A 16,241-nucleotide genomic window follows, 5' to 3' on the forward strand; every position below is an offset into this window, starting at 1 on the left:
CAAGCCCGCTCCCACATTTAACCGTTTGTCTTCTATATAGCTCCACAACACTGAATTTCTTGCTATAAACGCACTCCGATGACCATTCGCCGAGCCCGTCCTGGTGCCTTTGCGGGTTATCTTGGAAAAAATGCCTGTCATTTCAGTTGCTGAGCCCTCAAGTCGGCCTTAGACTGCCGCCCCTCGTAAATTGAGTGCCGGGTGGCGCTTGAAATGGACGGCGCCTTTCCGAGACCTGCAGAGGTCGGCCGGAACGCTCCCTTATTCGCCTTAATGCACGTATTTTTTATAGAGAAATCAATGACAAAGGAAAAGTTGCTGGCCATGCCGGCGGATGACTACATGAATGCCGAGCAGCACGCTTTTTTCGAGAAGTTGTTGCAGGACATGAAAGTGGAACACCACGAGCGCATCGAGCAGAACCGCATCGCCATTGAAAGCCTGGACACCCCGGCAGACCCGGCCGACGCTGCTTCTGTCGAAGAAGAGCGCACCTGGCTGGTGAACGCCATCGACCGCGACCAGCGCATGCTGCCGCAACTTGAGCAGGCCCTGGGCCGTATCAAGGAAGACTCCTTCGGCTGGTGCGACGACAGCGGCGAGCCTATCGGCCTCAAGCGCCTGCTGATCAGCCCGACCACCAAGTACTGCATCGAAGCGCAAGAGCGCCACGAGCAAATCGACAAGCACCAGCGTCAAGCCTGATGCGGTGAACTGCTGGAGCCGGGTTACCCGGTTCCCAGCAGAAAACAGCCGTTTCCCCCCGTTTATTGATCTGCTGCAAGCCCCCCACTAAAGGCCCATGGATAATGGCCACATAGTGGCGTCTAATGCAGTCACAATAACGACAAGCAGCGGGGTAACGAACATGGCTGGAGACGGATCTCTCATGGGCGCAGCAGTGTCACCACCCGTGGTGGCGCGACAGTTGCCCGGCTGGTTGACGCCGCTCCTGCAAAGTACCGCCCTGGTGCTGTTGCTGTTGGGCCTGGCGTTCGCCCAACTCTCGATTTACCTGTGCCTGCCGGTGGCCCTGCTGCTGATCTGGCTGCCCCGCCTGAAACATCGCACCCACAATGCCGCACCGGCCGAAGCCACCGATGCAATCGGCGAGCTGACCCGCGACCTGTCCTACACCACCAGCCATAACGCACTGTCTGCTGCCGGCGTAGCCTATGCGGTCAAGCAACTGGCGGCCAGGCTGCAATCTCAATTGGGCGCGGCGAAGCAGATCGTCAGCAGTGCCGAAGTGATGATCGGCACCGAGAAGGTCACCTCGCAACTGAGCCGCCAGGCCCTCGGCGCGGCCAGCCAGGCCCATCAGCGCAGTACCGAAGGGCGTGAGGTGCTGGCGCAGTCCATCACCCGCATGCACCAGCTCAGCCAGCGCGCCAACGACAGCCGCCAATTGATCGAGGCCTTGAGCCAGCGCAGCGAAGAAATCCAGCGCGTCACCCTGGTGATCCAGTCGATCGCCAGCCAGACCAACCTGCTGGCCTTGAACGCGGCGATTGAAGCCGCGCGGGCCGGTGAGCATGGTCGCGGGTTTGCGGTGGTCGCCGACGAGGTGCGTGGCCTGGCCGGGCGAACCGCCACGGCGACCGATGAAGTCGGGGTGATGGTGGCGGATATCCAGCAGCGTACCGCCCAGGTGGTGGAGCAGATCCGGCAATTGTCGGCGGATCTGCAATCCGGTGTAGAGCAGGTGGAGCACGCCGGCGAGCAACTGGACAGCATCGCCAGCCTGGCGGCGGATGTCGAAGGCCAGGTCAATGAAATCGCCCAGGGCACCGACACCAACCGCGCCCAACTCGACAGCCTGTTCCATGCGGTGGAGCAGATGCGCAGCGATTTGACCGTCAGCGACCAGCAGACCCAACAGTTGGCTGCCGCCGCCGTACAAATGGAAGGCCAGGCCGAAACCATCAGTGAACGCCTCGCCGAGGTCGGCCTGGACGACTACCACCAGCGCATCTATGACCTGGCACGCGAAGGCGCGAGCCGCATTGCCGCGCAGTTTGAAGCCGACGTCCTGCAAAACCGCATCAGCCTCGATGACCTGTTCGACCGCAGCTATACCGCCATTCCCAACACGCGGCCAAGCAAGTACCACACGCGTTTTGACGGCTACACCGACCAGGTGCTGCCCGCCATCCAGGAAGCTCTGTTGCCCCGGCATGAGGGCCTGGTATTCGCCATCGCCTGCACGCCACAGGGTTATGTGCCGACCCACAACAAGGTGTTTTCCCAAACGTTGACCGGCGATGCCCAAGTGGACGCGGTACAAAATCGTACCAAGCGCAAGTTTGAAGACCGCACGGGAATCCGCTGCGGCAGCCACCAGCAGGCGGTGTTGTTGCAGACCTACACCCGCGATACCGGTGAGTTGATGCACGATCTGTCGGTGCCGATCACGGTCAATGGCCGGCATTGGGGCGGCTTGCGCCTGGGCTACAAACCCGAGGGGCGCTGATTCAGCGGGGGATTGTTGCAGGTAATGCAAGGGAGCTATTCCGGGGATAGCTTTTTCCGACTGGAAGAAAACCGTAGCATGGCGAACATTGTTAGCCAGCTAACTAATTTTCCGGAGGCGCTCCATGCAAACCAAAGTCGATGTGGCTGTGATGATTGGCAGTGGCGTACCGCCCACCCTGCGTGCGCTGGGGCAAAAGGCCTGTTGGGTAGTGTTGCTCAATGGCGAGCAGCGCGGCACGGCGTTCGCCAGTCGCGACGAAGCCGAAGAGTGCAGGGCTGCCTGGGAGGCGCTGTTGCACCTGGAGCAGTCAGACAGCCTGCATTGAAGGCTCAGGGTTGCTGGTGCAGGCGCTGGTTCAGTTCGTCGACCGCGATCGCCCAGACTGCGTCTTCACGCAGTTCATCCTTAAGGAATTGGGCTTGTTGCGGTGACCAGAAATCCGCGTCAATCAGCTTTACGTCATTGGGCAGGGTGTGTTTGCCGATAAAGGCGTCAATCGCCTCGGGGGACGATTCCAGTCCAAGTTGTTCAAACAGGTCTTCGAGGGTGTAGGTCTGCGCTTCCATATCGTTCTCCATGCGGGCTGATCATCGTATGCATGGGAGGGTTGTTGCGGGACAGAGTTCGATCGGATTGTCGCGCCGGGTAATCAGGAGGTCAGCGCGCCGGAATCAACGGCGGCCTTAAGGGCTTTTGCGGCTTCCTTGGCAGCCGTGTTGGCAGCGTCTACGGTTTTGAACCAGCGGTCCTTTTCTACCTGGTGAGTCGTCACGGTGGTCAGGGGAGCCTTGGCCCGCATCACAATCACGGCCTGGAACTCACCGTCTACTTCCCTGGCTTCGCCATGGATGAAAAATTCGCCAATATCAAATTCCGTCACGTATAGCCTTCCCTTGGAGGTAATTGCGCTGATGAAACCTGAACCGCAAGGGCACAAATCTCAATGGACGGACCAGTATGGCAGTTGTTACGCGCTGGCGGCGCAGTAAAGTCAACCAGATGACGAAACGCCAGCCGCGCCTCAGCCGTGTGGCGCTTGCAGGATGGCTTCCAGCTGTCGGGCCAGTTCGCAGGCCTGGCTATGGCCGCTGCGAAAACCTTTGATCCGCCCACTGGGCACTTCAAGGATATGGAAAAAGTTTCTCCCGGCGGGGACTACCCGATAGAGCGCCGAATGCAGACAACTGTCGTGGGTGTATAGGGAGTAGAATTGCCCGTCATCGATAAAAGATGAACCTGTGTTCGAAGGTGTGGCAATCGGTTGAGGTCGTTGCATAATCAGCTCCTGTCGATCGACATTGCGTACCCGCTTGCAGTATTTCGAGTGGTTTTGACCCGTGTTGCTGTTTTAGTATTGTCGTCAGTGTCCGGCGTCCGGTTCCATCCAAAGCATTAGTTTCTGTGTTGGATGTCGGAAACTGCATTTTTTAAAGGGTTATTGTCTGAAGTGGGTCGGCCAGTATTCTCTGGTCGTTAAACCTGTGATTTCCTGCAACGCCTGGCGACCTGCGTAAGGTGCGTCGGGCACGCCTGTACTAGTCTCATGGCCTGGCAGCGTGATCTTCTTCAGTTTTTATCAGTGGATTTGTTGTGTGATCGTGCCGTTTCCGGCCGTTTTTTTGTGCTGCTCGCTTGGGCGGACAGCACCCTTTTGATGTGGGGGCGTTTCCTTGGCAGTCAGTAATCTGGATATGCACGCGTTATTCGTGCTGGGTGATTTGCGCGCAAAGTTGGTCAAGCAGTTTCAATCCCGTTTCGTCTACGTCACTGAGCAGACACCTGAAGGTATCTACATCGCCGAGATCGATACCGAAGCGGCATTGGTGGTGGACGACAAGCCGCGCCTGGAACTCAAGGTCGGTGATCATTTCCGGGCCGCTGTATTGCCCAGCCGCGAAGGCGGCAAGTTCGAACTGAAGTTTCGCGATATCAAGTTGACGGTGTATGGCCTGGGCGATTACGCCTTTGTGTCCTCGGCCGAAGGCCAGGGCATCGTGTTCAAGGAAGGCCACAGCGTGATGCTGGTGTTTGCCGCCAATGAGCAGTTGGTAGAAGGCCTGACCAAGACCCTGAAGGCCGTCACCGGCAAGGCCGCCAAATGGCGCAAGGGTGAACTCGTGACCTTCAAGGCCAGCGAGTAATGAGCCAGGGTAGGGCACAGTTCCACGAGCAGCACCTGCTCGATGCCCAAGCCACGGCGGCTCAATTGTTTGACCGCAAGGCCGAGTTGCAGGGCGCCTGGTTGAGCTGGGTCGCCGGCCAACTGTATGAACTCAAGCCCGCCGAATTCGCCAGCATGGTGCGCCGCGAGTTGCAGCGGCTGAACAATCCTGCGTAAAAACCGGCAACCTGCCATGTTCCCCGGAACCTCTACTACAGTTGAGTTGACTTAAGTATTCAGAGGCTTCGCGGTGTTACAGCAAAGCCATTCGCGATTGCTGTAAGGCATGAGGTGCAAAGCATGAAAGGAATTCGAGCACTGTTGGCAGCCTCACTGACGACCCTGAGTCTGTCGGTGGCGTCGCTGCCGGTATCAGCAGCCCAGGCGCCGATTCATTTTGCCGACCTGAACTGGGAAAGCGGCAGCCTGATCACCGAGGTGCTGCGGGTGATTGTCGAAAAGGGCTATGACTTGCCCACCGACACCTTGCCCGGCACCACCATCACCCTGGAAACCGCCCTGGCGAAAAACGACATCCAGGTGATCGGCGAAGAATGGGCCGGCCGCAGCCCGGTGTGGGTCAAGGCCGAGGCCGAAGGCAAAGTGGTGGGCCTTGGGGATATCGTCAAGGGCGCCACTGAAGGCTGGTGGGTGCCCGAGTACGTGGTCAAGGGCGACCCGGCCAAAGGCATCAAGCCCCTCGCGCCGGACCTGCGCAGCGTGAAGGATCTGGCGCGCTACAAGGACGTGTTCAAGGACCCGGAAGCACCGAGCAAGGGCCGTTTCCTCAACAGCCCGATTGGCTGGACCTCGGAAGTGGTCAACAAGCAAAAGCTCAAGGCCTACGGGCTTGACGACAGCTATGTGAATTTCCGCAGTGGTTCGGGTGCTGCGCTGGATGCCGAGATTGCTTCCTCGATCCGCCGGGGCAAGCCGGTGCTGTTCTATTACTGGTCGCCTACACCGTTGATGGGGCGCTACAAGCTGATCCAGCTGGAAGAGCCGCCATTTGATGCCGAGGCGTGGAAGACGCTGACCGATGCAGACAATCCTGACCCGAAACCTACACGTTCCCTGGCCTCCAAGCTGAGCATCGGTGTGTCCACGCCGTTCCAGAAGGAGCATCCGCAGATCGCCGAGTTCTTTGCCAAGGTCGACTTTCCGATCGAGCCGCTGAACAAAGCGCTGGCCGAAATGAGCGAGAAGCACAGCCAGCCGCGAGAAGTCGCCCAGGCATTTCTCAAGGATCATCCGGAAGTCTGGAAGGCGTGGCTGACTGAGGATGTGGCGCAGAAGGTCGAAGCCAGCCTGAAGTAACACCGATATAACAGCCCGATTGCGATCAAAAATGTGGGAGCGGGCTTGCTCGCGAAAGCGGTTTTTCAGCCAACATTTGTATTGACTGACTCACCGCTTTCGCGAGCAAGCCCGCTCCCACACTGACCTCATTCTTGCCTTGAAACTTGCTGGGCTTTAGAACTTCGTCTGCACCGCCAGCTCAAACGTCCTCGGCGACCCCAGGTAATACGCCGGCGACACATGGGCAAACTCGGCGTACACCTCATTGGTCAGGTTGCGCACCCGGCCCGTCACGGAGGTGTGTTGATCCACCTTGTAAGTCAAAAACGTCCCGAACAAGGTATACGCCGGCACCGTCAGGGTGTTGGCGTTATCGGCATACACCGACGCCACATACCGCGCATCCACACCTCCCTGCCAATCCTCCGCAAAGTCATAGGTCAGCCACAGATTACCCACCTGCCTGGGCACATTGGTCGGCGTATTGCCCTTGCGCGACACCACGGCACCGCTGGCGGTTTTCTCGTTGAAGTCCTCGTATTCGGCATCGACCCAGGCGTAGTTGCCCTCCAGCAATAGCTTGGGCGTGACCCGCAACGAACTGGCCAGCTCGATACCCTTGGACGTCTGCGCGCCCACCGGAATGCTATTGGTCGGGTCCAGCGGGTCGGTGACGGCGAAGTCCTTGCGCTCGATCCGGTAGGCGGCCACCGTGGCGGAGCCGCGACCGTCCATGTAATCGAACTTGCTGCCCACTTCCCATTGCTTGCCGGTGGACACATCGAACACCTGGGTGGTGCTGCTCGGCTGTTCGGCGGCGGTGCTGTATTGCACGTAGACATTGGCTTGCGGGATGAACTGATACGTCAGGCCAATCCGCCCGGTCACCGGCTCCCAACTGCGTTTGACATGCCGCGGATTGCTGGCGGTGATATCCCGGTGGTTGGTGACTTCAAGGTCAATCGCGTCGTAGCGCAGGCCGGTGAGCAACGACAGCTTGTCAGTCAGGCCCAGGCGGTTCTCGAGGAACAATGCCTTGGTGGTGACGGCGTTGGTTTTGTCCGGATCGAAACCGGGCTTGGTGCCCGGGATGTCATAGAAATGCCCGGGATCATAGTTGTTCGGGTCCACCGTACTGTTGCCTGCCACATTCAACGGATTGTTGGTGGTGCTGTTGACCCTGTACTCGAAGCCGCCCGACCACGTGGTGCTCAAGCCGAAGAACGTGTCGTCATGGCGCAGCTCGAACTGGTTGCCGTTCTGCTCACCCTGGTGCCGTACCTGATAGGCCGTCGAGCGATTCACTGCGCTGTTATCAGCGTTGTACTGGTAGGTTTCCAGGTTGCGATAGTCGCGCTGGCTGTCGAGGTGATAGAGGGTATTTTTCAGCGTGGTGCTGTCATTGATCCGGTAGTCGATGATCGAGCGCACCCAGATCGTGCGTTGCTCATAACGACCGTCGGCCACGTTGTAGTTGTTGAAGCGGTTGTGTTTGTCGATCTTCAACTCGCCCGACTTCGGGTTGAGCACCGGTGTGCCCCAGTAGGGGCTGTCCTCGTGTTCGTCCTGATATTCCAGGGCCAGGGTGTGGGACAGGTTCGGGGTGAAATCACTCAGCAGGGAAAACGCCACGCTCCAGGCATCGCGCTGTTGGCGATCGATATAGGTGTGGTTGGTGTTGCGGCTTACGTCCAGGCGCGCGTAATGCTGGACCTCGGCGCCCGGCTCGGTCAGGGCGTGGTTCAGGCCGAAGGCCATTCCGGCAGTGTCGTAGCTGCCATAGGTGAGCTGACCTTCGGCGGCCTGTTCCTCACGGGTGGCCAGCTTGGTCACGTAGTTCAGCGAACCACCGACGGAGCCGGCGCCGTTGATCAGCGAGGAGGGCCCGCCCACCAGTTCGACCCGGTCATAAATCCACGCATCCACGGGGCGAGCCAGGCCGCCGGACACCGCGACGCCATTGAACATCTGGGTAATCTGGCTGCTGGTAAACCCTCGATAGGAAATGAAACCGCCAAACCCCGGCGGCGCGCTGGCGTTGACCCCGGGCAGGGTATTGGCCGCGTCCTGGAAGGTCTTGGCGCCTCGGCGCTCGATGTCATTGCGGTTGGCAATGCTGATGGACGCCGGGGTTTCCCGCACGCTCAGCCCCAGGCGCGAGGCCATGCCACTGGACTGATCCAGGGCCAGGCCGGCATCACCGGTTTGCTCGCCATCAATGGTGGTCGGTGCCAGCTCAATCGCCCAGGTGCTGACAGGCAGGCAGCCGAACAGGCCCGCCAAAAGGGGTAAATGTTTCATGGTTGAATCCTGAAAAACTTGGCTTGAAAACAACCCAGTGCCGTCCGCACTCCCGGGGGAGGCAGCCGCGTGGGCCAATCAGAAAAGCGCAGGTATCAGGCGAAGGCGGGCGGGGCGCGCGGATTAGCCGCAGGCCAGGTGAAGCGGGCAGGGATGTCGGCACTGGCAACGATGGCGGGCGGCGGCGCATGGGGTTGCGGAAGCACCGCCACGTTGAGGCTGGAGTTGAGCGCCGGGCCCATGCCGCCGGTGGAGCACAGCGGGCAACCGAAGGCTTTCGAGAGCGTGGGCAGGGATTCATCGGTGGATTTGTAAGGCGCCGGCGCCTGGGTGCGCGGGTCCACCGTACAGAACTGGCCGCCGATGCCGTTGAGCTGCATCCCGACCATTTGCCCGTGGCCGATGCTGCAGGCGAACACATTGAACAGGACGCAGCAGTAGAGCATCCAGGCAATGAGCGAGCGGTCGGTACGGGCGAGTTTCATGGGGCGGCACTTTACCATCAGCCGCCGACGAATTGCCTGCAAAAAATCTCAAGAGGGCTATCCTCTCTCGGACTTTTCCAAGGATATCCAGCCATGAGCTTTTTAGTCGCGCGATGGATCGTCGGGGTTTTTGGCTTTATCAGCCTGGTGCATTTGTACTGGGCGGCCGGCGGCAAATTGGGTGTGACGGCGGCTATTCCGCAGCTGCCGGGTGAATTCGCCAGCGGGCCGCGACCGGCGTTCAAGCCGTCGGCACTGGGAACGTTGCTGGTGGGTGTGGGGTTGGTGGCGATTGCGGTGTTGGTGTGTTTGCGGGCCGGGCTGTATTTCGAGCCGGTGTCCAACCATGCGTTGCAGTGGGGGATTAGTGCAGTAGCACTGGTGATGTTTGCCCGGGCGATTGGGGATTCAGAGTTGGTGGGTTTTTTCAAGAAGGTCGGCGGGTCGCGGTTTGCGCGGCTGGATACGTTTTTTTACTCGCCGCTGTGTTTGGTGTTGGGGGCGGGGTTGTTGGTGGTGGCGTGGAGTTGAGGGGGAGTGTTTACCGCGAAAGAGTGAGTTTTACGCTGGGTAAACTCGAATGTTCGCCTGGCGACAGCTGGTCAGGGGGTGAGCAGGGTCAAGGATTCAGGAAGTATAGGTTGGACATGGAGTCAGTGATTTTTTGTGCTTTTCCTTGCGCTACATAATTATTGAATTCTAGTTTGAGAGTGTTCTGGTTGGTGTACTTTTTGTACCGGTGTGGTACTTCGCATGCGTAAATGTAAAGCCGCCACGGGTCGAAGCCGTCCACTCTTTCGTCTGGGCCATAGTCGAAATCGATACATACTCCGGAAAAATCGACTCTGCAGCCAATTCCGTGTAGTTCGTAGGAGATGTTGTCAGTGATCCTCCCGCGTTGCGGGATTTCTTTGCTGCGCCATAGCTGGAGTATGTTTTTTGTTCCGAACGTTTGTTCAAGTAAAATGGTCGCCTTTTCGACTTGAGTGAGGTACTCATGAATTAGGGTTTCTAGATTTTGTTTTTTATGTTGTCAAATTTGTGATAAGGCGCTGTTTTTGGTTTTGTATTTAGCATCGTAGTCGTTTCTGTTGCTAGCTAGATCCTTACTAATAGCATGCTGATTCAGGGTCATTTGTATAGACCGATGGGCCGCAAAGCGAAGGATATTTAGTTTTAAGTTCGATCAAAGACTTAGATGATTGAGCGCGAACCAAAAAATAGCTTTCATGCTTTTTGATGGTGAGTTTCATTTTTTGAGTGCTGGGTATATTTTTTATTAGTACGTCGCTAAGGCCGCCGCAACTCAACCCTAATCTGCAAGTGTTGAATTCTGCTGTAACCCATTTTAAAGGTGGATTGTCAGGGACTTCAGAAATGTCAAATGCTATGTGGATGTGTGAGTGATCGTTATTGATGTCTACTGAGAATAAAGTGATTTCTCCAATGGGTATGGGGGTAGTGAACACTTTGTTGAATAAAATGCTTCCGTCAAAATCGTTCCAGAATTTCACTTTTTCACCTCGAAGTAGTAGTGATCGTCTGCGCCAGGCAGTTTTCCAGTTCGAGTATTGCTGATTGGGCGCAGATTGAAATGTGCGCCTTGATCACCTATACCGCCAGGTGCCCCAAACGTGTGTCCGGCACTATGCTCTTGAATTACAACTTTTGAACCGTTGTTGCGAGTGTACTCATACTCTCTAGTAAGGATAACTTTTCCTTTTTCGTCAAGGATCTCGTTGTTCTGCAAGTCTTTCATTCTGATATGTCTGAACTGCTTGATTTGGCCGGTCTCTGCATCAGTGAGTCGATTACGTCGATTGCGTATAAATGGGGGTTTACGGATTCGGCGCACTTTAGTCGCTCGTTCAAGAAGCAGTTTGAAGTGTCGCCGAAGGATTTTCGGGCTGGGCGGTTGCATCAGGTGGGATAGGGGGGGCAGGCATTTCATTGACGTGCACAGCTCAACTGTGGGAGCTGGCTTGCCTGCGATGTCGATTTGGTAGGCGCTAAAAATATTAGAACTACCAAGTAGACCGATCCTCAACGCTCGCTTTTTGAAGTTCCTCCTCCCAATCATTGCTCGCTAATCTATAAATCTCTTCAAAAAAAACTCGCGGCTCATCTATCTCTGTTTCATCCCAAGCCATTGTTATATGTTTGTCGTGATCGCTTTCAAATTCTTTTGAAAAATCAGTACTGGGGTTTTCAAGTGCCTTTTTCAGAACGGAAATTAAAACAAGTCGGTGTCTGTAAGTTAAATATTCAAGATCTTTTAAAATAAATGACTTGATGATTTTTTCTCGATCCTCAGGGTCGTTAGGGTTGTATTGCCAAAGTACTTCGCCTTTAGTTTCTTCTTGATCATATATCGAAAGCGCTCCCAGTATGTGAGAGAGCTTTGGCTCATAGGGTGCATCTATAAATGGGACCTTTAACATTGTTATCTCACAGGGAATGCGGTAAAGGGGCGGCTGACGTTGTTTTTGTCAAACCGGACTTCGGCTTTGTTCATATTTTCCGAATATTTTGGATTTTGTTTGTCTTTACTATTCGGCCTGTATCCATGTCCTGCTCCTGGTAACTCCATAACGACTACTGGGTTGCCTTCATTGTCAAAACCTGTAGATGAAGGATTTTTACCCTGCATCTTATACAAAGCTTTATTGATTGCATGAAGCTGCACTTTCCAACTTTTAAATTGAGAGCTTGAACTTATTTTTCCTTTTTTTCCATTGGTTGGGTTAGTTCCATCTATCGCACGTTGCTTCATAGCCCTGCCCGATATTTCTGGTCCATGCTTGACTACAGTGTGCATGTCGTATTTCTTTTCAAATTCTAATACCCGCCTTTTTGCATTTGCCTCCGTTAGCTCGTCAATTTTTGTCCGGCGCTCGGCTTGCGTTTGTTTGGGTAGAGGCGGCTCGCTGTCATCAACTTTCGCAGTCGGTTTTTCTACGCCTGCACTTGGTTTACACCCATCCCCTCCCGGACAGGTACTTAACCCCAACGGATCCACCCACCCCGTCGGGTTGGGCACGTATTGATATCCGTTCAGCCCACCCGCGAGCTTCGCGGGATCAGGCGTCAGATAGCGACCAACATCCGGATTGTAGTAGCGATGTCGGTTGTAGTGCAGCCCGCTTTCCGGGTCGAAGTATTGGCCCTGGAAGCGCAGCGGGTTGGTAACGGTGTTGACGTCCAGCTTCGCGATTTGGCCGTAGGCGCGGTAGTGCGCTGACCAGACAATTTCGCCGTCGGGGGCGGTGAGTTCTTGTGGTGTGCCGAGGTGGTCGAGTTGGTAGTGGACGGGTTTTACGTCTTCCGGGCCGTAGCCTTTCAGCAGCGCTAATGGGCGAAAGCTGTTGGGTTCGTAGATATAGCTTTGGTGGTGATCAGCACTGTGTTCGGCAATCAGCGTGTCGCCTTGCCAGAAGAACTCGGTGGTTTGGCTTTTTATCGTTTTGGCGATACGCCGTCCAAACGGGTCGTAGCGATATGTGGCTTCGGTGCCGTCCGGCTGGGTGACGCTGATCAGTCGGTGCTGGCAGTCGTAGCGGTATTCGGTAACCAACTGCTGCGCCCGGCCCCGGCGTTCGCGCAGAAGGTTGCCGAAGGCGTCGTAGTCGTAATGGCGGTCACCTTGCATCAACAAGCGGTTGCCTTTGACGACGCTGGGCCCGACGCGGTCTTGCATCAGCAGGTTGCCCGCCGGGTCGTGGACGAAGCGTTCCTGCAGATCGTGCGAGTGGTTGGCGCGGGTCAGGCGGTCGAGTGGGTCGTAGTGGTAGTCGTGCTGACCTTTTCGAGTGTCGAGGATGCGGGTGAGGTTGCCGCGTTTGTCGTAGTTGTATTGGCGGCGCTGGTAGCGTTGTTCCTGTTGGGTGATCGCGTGGGCGTGCAGGCGGCCCTGGTCGTCATAGTGGTAGTGGCTGAGGAGTTGGCCCTGCTGGCGTTGGTGTTCGCGGCCGGATTTGAACAGGTGCGAGGTGAGCAGGTTACCGTTGAGTTCGACGGTGGCGAGGCCGCCGCCTTTGTCGTGGTGAAAGGTGAGGCGGTTGTTATCCGGAAGGCGTAGTTTTTCGAGTTGGCCGCATTCGTCGTATCCATAGCGCAACGTGCCCCAGCCCTGGTGTTCGGCGGTGAGGCGGTTTTGCAGGTCGTATTCGTAATGCAGCGGCCAATGACCGTCGTCGACGCTGAGGAGATTGCCGAGGCGGTCGTAGGTGTAATCGACAATGCTGCGGTCGGGCAGGGTTTTTCTTACGAGGCGACCGGCAGCATCGCGCGCATAACCGGTAACCAACTGACTGCCGTCATCGCCGTATTCGGTCTTTTCCAGCAGATGCCCGGCGAGGTCGTAGGCATAGGCGGTGCGGCGGCCATCAAACCCGGTTTCCTGCTGGATCAGGCCGTTGGCGTGATAGTCGAGCCGATAGGTTTCGCCGACCTCGTTTTCAATCTCGGTCAGTAACAGCCGAACATTGTCATAACGGTATTTAAGCTGCGTGCCGTCCGGATTAATCCGGCGGCTGATCAGGTGCAGACCATCGGCGTATTCGTAGCGGGTGACGCGGCCCAACTCGTCGCGCTCAGCAGTGATTTTTCCGTACGGGTTGTAGCTGAATTCGCGTGTGGCCCCGTCAGGCTGAATCACTTTCAGCAAACGACCCACGGCGTCCCACTGATACTGGGTCAGTGCGCCATGCTCATCCTCGCAAGCCACCTGCCGCCCCAGCTCGTCATAGCGATAACGCCGCACACCGCCATTCGCCAGTTTTTCCTCAATGAGCTGGCCGCGTTCGTTCCAGATAAAGCGTTGGCTGCTGTTATCCGGATACCAAACACCCGTGAGCTTTCCGTGTTGGGTGTAGGTGTATTCGGTGTAATTGCCGTCCGGATCAGTCTTACGGGTGATATCGCCTTGATCGTTACGTTGGTACTTCCACACCGCGTCACCGCGGCGCACAACCCGTACGAAACCGTTGTCATGCTCGTAGGAGGTGGGTGCATCGTCCCCGGGAAACAGCGCAATCAACCGACCGGCTTCGTCGTACTGATAGGCCGTCACCGCCCCCAGCGGATCCTGCTCGACCGTCAGCCGGCCTTTTTCGTCGTAGGATTTGAAGTGCTGCGCGCCGTCCGGATCGATCCGCTGCACCAGCCGTGCGCGCTGGTCGTGTACGTAGACTTCCTGGCTGCCATCGGCGTTGTGCACGGTGACCGTGCCGTTGTCGTCCCACACATACCGCGTGTCCATCTGCGAAAAGCTGGCCCAGTGCCGGACACATCGCGCTGCCTTGCCAGACCGTTCCCACTCCCAGAAGAAACTCGCCCCACCGGCCAGCTCGCGCTCCAGGATCACCTGCTGATCGTCGTACCGATAACGCTCGCTTTCGCCGACAGCGTTGGTCGCTTCAATCAATCGCCAAGCGTCGTCATACCTGTAGGAAACAACGTTCTGTTCGGTAACCCAGTCCAGTTCCCGCTGCACCTGATAGTCGACGGCAACGATATGTCGGCGGTCATACCGCAGCAGCAATCCTTGACCAACGCCGTTATCAATCCGCTGAATCCGCCCGGAATAGTCACGGGAAATACGCAGCCGGTTGTCATACGCATCGCTGATCGCCGTCAGCACACCGTCACGGAAGTGGTAGAAAAGCGACGCCTGAGCCAGCACCCATTCATCCGGCAAAGCACCCAGATAAATCGCCGCTTCCGCCAGGCTATTGGTGATCGCCGGCCGTGCAGCAGAGGGCAGGGGAAAGGTGGTGCTGCGGTTTTCGTGATCGGTCCACACCACCGATTCGCCGCTCACCACCAAGCGCTGCGCCAGCGCATGACTCCAGCCAAACCCCAACCCGCAATCCACTTCCACGGCACTGCTGCGATACAACCGCGTCCAGGCAAATGGCAGGACACCCTCCAACGAGCCGTCTGTGAGGGTCAGCAGTTCCTCACCAGTAACCATCGAAACCGGGCAGCCATTGGTACAGGTATTCGCCGAACAGACCGAAGCATCCCCATTGGGGTTTTTCGCCGAAGCCGGGGCATCATCCACATGTTCTTGCTTCACCAGCGCCGTGCGCGCCGCTTTAGGCTTTCGGACCAGCGCTGCCGGATTCGAAACCTCGTTTACACCGGCCTTCAACGGCACGGCCGCTGCCTTGATCGACACTGGATCATTTTTAAGCGACACCGGCTTAAGCACACTGGGGTGCCAGTCCAGCCGTGGTGCCTCGCCCAACTTGGCCATCTGCTCGAGTAACACCCGTGCCCGGCCGGACCTGACCTTGCCCAGCACCTGCGGGCCCAAACGCACCGCCACACCCATGCCGCCGGTGGCCAACAGCAACAGCAGGTTGAGCAGTACCTCGGAAGTCATTTCCCCCAGCAGCTCGTTCATGTCCGGCGGCGGAAGCAATTGCGCCCAACTGAACATCGCCGACAGATAGATGAACAGCAGCGGTTCATCGCTCAGCACCAGAAGACCGTTGGCAATGGCCTCATTGCTGAGCTTCAACAGCTCTTCAAGCTCGCCTTGGGAGAGGTACTGCAGCAACTTTTCGCTATTGGGTTTGATGTCCGCCAGCCAGTCGTACAGGTTTGGAATACCGTCCCAAAGGCTGTACAGCGTGTTCGTAATCCCTCGCACAAACGCGGCGTCCATCAACTTGCGACGGTCGAGGGCGCTGGCGTTTGAGTACTGTTTCCACTGCTCTTCGAAGGTGCTCGTCCATTCACTGCGCAAGCTGCTTTCCAGCGAGCTGATCACCGACTGATAGGAGGCGTAGAGCGCCTTGACGTGATCCTTGGAAACATCGGGGTAGAAGCTGACCTGATACTGCTGGTCGCGCGTGCAGTCGGTGATTTCGAGGATGCCGCTGGGGCCGATGGTTTTATGAATGGGGGGACCGATCAGGCTGCCGTCCTCGGCGATGGCCTGGAGCATGACCGGCGTGTTGCCGATCGGCACAAACCGCTTGCTCTCAAACATATGCACCAGGGTCAGCGCACCATTGGGTTTGCACATTGCAACGGTGGTACTGGGGGCTTTAGAGGAAACAGGCGCGACCAGCGCGACCTCATCCCCAACCTTGAACACCTGCTCGACTTCCAGCGACGAAAAGCTCCAGAAGCTCTCAGCCCAATCGTCAAACGAGTTAAGGCACTCCCTGAAATTACGAAAGACCGCTTCAACGTCCTTCGTCTCCACATCCATGGGAGCCAGGGCCAACCTGCCTATGGCGGGATTCAAGAGGCAGCCCCATCGGGCAGGGCATTAATCGAAAAAAACATCGGCGTTCCCTCGCGCTGTGTGATCAGGCGAGGGACTTTGCAGAGGTTTGTAAGAGAAAGAAGTCAGAGCTATCCACTGCTACTGATAGGACGTTTCGCCAAATCCCCGGCTAAACCGACCCGTTTTCGTAAGCCAAATCTCCGACAAAAATAAATCCCACAAAACCCACATACGCAACAAATCCAACTTGACAGCTTCCATTCCCTTGGCGTCTAT

The 16,241-nt window shown here is 56.9% G+C and carries 17 protein-coding genes and 1 pseudogene; 8 read left to right on the top strand and 10 right to left on the bottom strand.

Annotated elements, in window-relative coordinates; genetic code table 11:
* The first annotated feature begins 300 nt into the window (after positions 1–300).
* The 3 genes from HX839_RS00735 (at position 301) to HX839_RS00745 (ending at position 2,801) form a co-directional block, all read left to right on the top strand.
* The gene (locus HX839_RS00735; protein WP_003214706.1) at positions 301–705 is read left to right on the top strand and encodes a TraR/DksA C4-type zinc finger protein; all 405 of its coding nucleotides are present in this window, start codon (positions 301–303) and stop codon (positions 703–705) included.
* Positions 706–1,252: 547 nt separating this feature from the next.
* A complete protein-coding gene (locus HX839_RS00740) occupies positions 1,253–2,473 on the top strand; it encodes a methyl-accepting chemotaxis protein (protein ID WP_371315616.1) in 1,221 nt (406 codons plus the stop codon).
* Positions 2,474–2,597: 124 nt separating this feature from the next.
* Positions 2,598–2,801 (top strand): hypothetical protein, encoded by a 204-nt coding sequence (locus HX839_RS00745; RefSeq protein WP_003214710.1) that lies wholly within the window; start codon positions 2,598–2,600, stop codon positions 2,799–2,801.
* A 4-nt stretch (positions 2,802–2,805) separates the two neighbouring features.
* Here HX839_RS00745 and HX839_RS00750 read toward each other — a convergent pair whose 3' ends face one another.
* The 3 genes from HX839_RS00750 to HX839_RS00760 form a co-directional block, all read right to left on the bottom strand.
* Positions 2,806–3,042: a DUF2789 domain-containing protein gene (locus tag HX839_RS00750; protein ID WP_087694069.1), complete on the bottom strand. Its 237-nt coding sequence runs from the start codon at positions 3,040–3,042 to the stop codon at positions 2,806–2,808.
* Positions 3,043–3,125: 83 nt separating this feature from the next.
* Complete coding sequence (locus HX839_RS00755) at positions 3,126–3,356, bottom strand: hypothetical protein (RefSeq protein ID WP_003214713.1); 231 nt, start codon at positions 3,354–3,356, stop codon at positions 3,126–3,128.
* A 141-nt stretch (positions 3,357–3,497) separates the two neighbouring features.
* Positions 3,498–3,752 (bottom strand): hypothetical protein, encoded by a 255-nt coding sequence (locus HX839_RS00760; protein WP_083853233.1) that lies wholly within the window; start codon positions 3,750–3,752, stop codon positions 3,498–3,500.
* Between the two features lie 415 nt (positions 3,753–4,167).
* On the opposite strand from HX839_RS00760, the gene HX839_RS00765 reads away from it, so the two are divergent.
* The 3 genes from HX839_RS00765 (at position 4,168) to HX839_RS00775 (ending at position 5,954) form a co-directional block, all read left to right on the top strand.
* On the top strand, positions 4,168–4,617 hold the full coding sequence (locus HX839_RS00765; protein WP_003214715.1) for a hypothetical protein: 450 nt from the start codon (positions 4,168–4,170) through the stop codon (positions 4,615–4,617).
* On the top strand, positions 4,617–4,814 hold the full coding sequence (locus tag HX839_RS00770) for a hypothetical protein (RefSeq protein ID WP_003214716.1): 198 nt from the start codon (positions 4,617–4,619) through the stop codon (positions 4,812–4,814). Before HX839_RS00765 ends, HX839_RS00770 begins: the two co-directional genes overlap by 1 nt.
* A 123-nt stretch (positions 4,815–4,937) precedes the next feature.
* Complete coding sequence (locus HX839_RS00775; protein WP_008437166.1) at positions 4,938–5,954, top strand: ABC transporter substrate-binding protein; 1,017 nt, start codon at positions 4,938–4,940, stop codon at positions 5,952–5,954.
* Between the two features lie 156 nt (positions 5,955–6,110).
* Here the strand turns inward: HX839_RS00775 and HX839_RS00780 are convergent, their stop codons facing one another.
* Together HX839_RS00780 and HX839_RS00785 are read right to left on the bottom strand one after the other, a co-directional pair.
* Positions 6,111–8,237 carry a TonB-dependent siderophore receptor gene (locus tag HX839_RS00780; RefSeq protein WP_003214718.1) on the bottom strand — a complete coding sequence of 709 codons (2,127 nt, stop codon included), beginning with the start codon at positions 8,235–8,237 and terminating at the stop codon, positions 6,111–6,113.
* A gap of 95 nt (positions 8,238–8,332) precedes the next feature.
* The gene (locus HX839_RS00785) at positions 8,333–8,722 is read right to left on the bottom strand and encodes a DUF2946 domain-containing protein (protein ID WP_003214719.1); all 390 of its coding nucleotides are present in this window, start codon (positions 8,720–8,722) and stop codon (positions 8,333–8,335) included.
* A gap of 93 nt (positions 8,723–8,815) precedes the next feature.
* On the opposite strand from HX839_RS00785, the gene HX839_RS00790 reads away from it, so the two are divergent.
* A complete protein-coding gene (locus tag HX839_RS00790) occupies positions 8,816–9,253 on the top strand; it encodes a DUF3995 domain-containing protein (RefSeq protein ID WP_003214721.1) in 438 nt (145 codons plus the stop codon).
* 88 nt (positions 9,254–9,341) lie between these two features.
* Here HX839_RS00790 and HX839_RS31775 read toward each other — a convergent pair whose 3' ends face one another.
* From HX839_RS31775 to HX839_RS00800, 3 genes are all read right to left on the bottom strand, one after another.
* The gene (locus HX839_RS31775; protein ID WP_371315617.1) at positions 9,342–9,725 is read right to left on the bottom strand and encodes a hypothetical protein; all 384 of its coding nucleotides are present in this window, start codon (positions 9,723–9,725) and stop codon (positions 9,342–9,344) included.
* A gap of 106 nt (positions 9,726–9,831) precedes the next feature.
* A complete protein-coding gene (locus HX839_RS00795) occupies positions 9,832–10,236 on the bottom strand; it encodes an Imm50 family immunity protein (RefSeq protein WP_177066605.1) in 405 nt (134 codons plus the stop codon).
* Entirely contained in the window at positions 10,233–10,481 is a 249-nt protein-coding gene (locus tag HX839_RS00800) for an HNH/endonuclease VII fold putative polymorphic toxin (RefSeq protein ID WP_177066606.1), read from the bottom strand. Before HX839_RS00800 ends, HX839_RS00795 begins: the two co-directional genes overlap by 4 nt.
* Positions 10,482–10,526: 45 nt before the next feature.
* Between HX839_RS00800 and HX839_RS00805 the strand changes: the two are divergent.
* A pseudogene (locus HX839_RS00805) lies at positions 10,527–10,655 on the top strand (helix-turn-helix domain-containing protein); the annotation flags it as partial.
* 91 nt (positions 10,656–10,746) lie between these two features.
* Here HX839_RS00805 and HX839_RS00810 read toward each other — a convergent pair.
* Entirely contained in the window at positions 10,747–11,163 is a 417-nt protein-coding gene (locus tag HX839_RS00810) for a hypothetical protein (protein ID WP_003214727.1), read from the bottom strand.
* 2 nt (positions 11,164–11,165) lie between these two features.
* Complete coding sequence (locus HX839_RS00815) at positions 11,166–15,947, bottom strand: RHS repeat-associated core domain-containing protein (RefSeq protein ID WP_177066607.1); 4,782 nt, start codon at positions 15,945–15,947, stop codon at positions 11,166–11,168.
* Between the last annotated feature and the right edge of the window lie 294 nt (positions 15,948–16,241).

The organism is Pseudomonas sp. I8001, assembly GCF_013385345.1.
Classification (GTDB): domain Bacteria; phylum Pseudomonadota; class Gammaproteobacteria; order Pseudomonadales; family Pseudomonadaceae; genus Aquipseudomonas.